Source organism: bacterium (assembly GCA_040755795.1).
GTDB lineage: Bacteria > UBA9089 > CG2-30-40-21 > CG2-30-40-21 > SBAY01 > JBFLXS01.
This window is the reverse complement of the sequence record JBFLXS010000605.1, coordinates 1-1,858: the sequence shown is the minus strand read 5'-3', so window position 1 is coordinate 1,858 and position 1,858 is coordinate 1. Positions and strand designations below refer to the sequence as shown.

The 1,858-nt window shown below is 34.8% G+C and carries 2 protein-coding genes; both read right to left on the bottom strand.

The annotated features are described in order from the left end of the window. Window positions 1-101: 101 nt before the first annotated feature. Window positions 102-479: a GxxExxY protein gene (locus AB1414_20155; protein ID MEW6609727.1), complete on the bottom strand. Its 378-nt coding sequence runs from the start codon at window positions 477-479 to the stop codon at window positions 102-104. 78 nt (window positions 480-557) lie between these two features. Further along, on the bottom strand, window positions 558-848 hold the full coding sequence (locus tag AB1414_20150) for a helix-turn-helix domain-containing protein (GenBank protein MEW6609726.1): 291 nt from the start codon (window positions 846-848) through the stop codon (window positions 558-560). Between the last annotated feature and the right edge of the window lie 1,010 nt (window positions 849-1,858).

Below are 1,858 nucleotides of genomic sequence, written 5' to 3'. Positions count from 1 at the left end.
TGTAGAGTTATAGAGATAAGTCGTAGAGTCTTTTCTTAAGTAAAAAAATAAAAAAAAGCTTGACACTTTACATAACAGACACAGAGACGCAGAGAAGAAAATTAAAATTTATTTACGATACGCTTAATCCCATCCTTAAGGACAGGAACATTAAAATTGATTAACAAACCTACCCTTTTATTTATCATTTTTAAGTAGGTTAAAAGCTGTGCCTCATGAATTGGAAGTAATTGCTCTACAGTTTTTAATTCTACAACAACTTCTTCTTCAACAAGCAAATCTAACCGATAGCCACAATCTAATCTAACTCCTTTGTATCTTACAGGTAATTCAACCTGCCTTTTAAAATGTAACCCTAAGATTGATAACTCATAACATAAACATTCTTCGTATGTAGATTCCAACAAACCTGCTCCCAATGTCTTATGTATTTCAATGGCTGCACCAATAATCTTTTCTGTTATCTGATTTATTTCCATATCTTCTCTGTTCCTCTGCGTCTCTGCGGTAAATTACCACCTGAACGCTTACAGATTTTTAAGGTTTATCCTCTGTCCTTAAATCTTCACATTAAAAATATCAAACAACTTCTTCTCTCTTTCTGCTATTTCCATTGTCTCTATCTCAATATTCCATCTTTTGGGTTTAGTAGTTTGAGGAGTCCATCTTTTGACACTTTCCGATTCTCGTTCTTCAAGCCATAATTTAATTGTAGTCTTTCTAAATCTCCACTTTCTACCTACCTTGATAGCAGGAATTTCTTGAGATTGAAGGAGTTTATAAATAGTCATCTCATGTACCTTTAAATAATCAGCTAATTGCCTCGTAGTTAATAAATCTTCTAACATCTTCAATAAATACCTACCTGTAAGTTTTCAGTAATCAGGTATCAGCACTCAGTTAACACCAGGAGAGTCACGGCAGTTCAATTGATGTCCCCCGCTGGCGGGGGATTAAGGAGGTGGAATATAAAATCTGAAATAGAAGAATCCACCCCCTACCCCCCCAGCGGGGGACAACGGCCAATCAATCACTTGAATGGCGACAGAGCACTACTCTATTTGTTTCCTTATTTTGATGTCTCTAATTCTCTTAAAAGTTGAGCATTGAACACTGATACCTGACACCTGTTAACTGAATGCTTACACCTACCTTATAGTGTCGTGTTGAGGAAGTTTTGCACCAATATCCGTCTGGAATAACATAAAAAAAGGTTACTGGTTATGGTCAGGAGGTTGGTGAAAGAAAAAGCCCAACTTCTTAACCCCTAAACCAAACTGGCATCTTAACCCTAATCCTTTTACCAGAAAGAAATTAGATGGTGATACTCTCTGAAAATCGTGCATAATTTACTCAACATGTCGATAGTAGTTAGTATAGTAGTAGTCTTCTTGATTTATCTCATCTATACCTAATTATTTATATTTTAACATAATCTTTTAAGTCTGTCAAGTTTTTTTTTAAACTATTTTTGTGATTCAGACACTGGACTTCGGCACAAAATATATAGGAAAGTGGGTGAAAAAGGAGATAATGGAGATTTTGGGAATGTAGGGATGGATAGATTTTAGTAACCGGGTTGTATTAAAATATAACAGGTGTGAGAATATAGCTGTTATTAACTGGAAGTTTACATAAGATAATACTCATAAATAACGCTGATTTCGACACCCCTCTAATGTTTTGCATGATTTTTAAGTGAAAGCATTCAGAGAGTATTTATTTGCTGGGACACCTAATAGTTGTAATATTTCCAGCTGCAGAAAATTCAAGCTCGTCATATATGAAGATATAACTCCATTATGAACAATCTCCACTAAGTTAATATTATTGAAAGCCTCCAGCAGTTTATCAGTCT

Excerpts from the sequence above, each read along its gene's own strand:
- AB1414_20155 (MEW6609727.1), bottom strand. The coding sequence starts at position 479 with ATGGAAATAAATCAGATAACAGAAAAGATTATTGGTGCAGCCATTGAA.
- AB1414_20150 (MEW6609726.1), bottom strand. The coding sequence starts at position 848 with ATGTTAGAAGATTTATTAACTACGAGGCAATTAGCTGATTATTTAAAG.